The organism is Microvirga pakistanensis (assembly GCF_004458765.1).
Lineage (GTDB): Bacteria > Pseudomonadota > Alphaproteobacteria > Rhizobiales > Beijerinckiaceae > Microvirga > Microvirga pakistanensis.
In genome coordinates this window covers 1-432 of record NZ_SPJX01000401.1, presented here as the reverse complement: position 1 = coordinate 432, position 432 = coordinate 1, and the positions used below count along the sequence as shown (strand labels likewise).

Sequence of the window (432 nt, the reverse complement as noted above, 5' to 3'; positions counted from 1 at the left end):
TGCCCACCCCAGCCGGGGTGGGCACCAAATGGTCAGAACTTCAGGACTTCGCCGTCGGCGGGAATTCGCACACGATCCTGCATGCCGTTCTGCTCAACGTATTCCCGCAGGTCCTTGCGGCTTAACGCCATGTGGTTGATCGCATCCATGTGGACGGCCAGGATGGTGGCGTTCGGCGCAGCCTTGTACGCGCGGAGGACATCGTCCTTGCTCATGATGATCGATCCGGCAAAGCCCAGCATGCGGGCCTCGCCGGCGTTCAGGAGGATCACGTCAGGCTTGAACCTGGCCAGGCTCTGATCGACTTCGTTGCGCCAGATGGTGTCTCCGGCGAGGTAGACGGTCGGCGAGTTGGGCGCCTGGAAGACGACACCCATGGCCGCGCCCAGACCTTCCGCCAACTGCCTGTTGGCGTACATCTCGTCCGTGCCG

The 432-nt window shown here is 63.2% G+C and carries 1 protein-coding gene; it reads right to left on the bottom strand.

The window, feature by feature from the left end:
* Window positions 1–32: 32 nt before the first annotated feature.
* Window positions 33–432 (bottom strand): MBL fold metallo-hydrolase (locus E4K09_RS18940; RefSeq protein ID WP_425293863.1); only part of this gene is annotated, 400 nt, incomplete at its 5' end.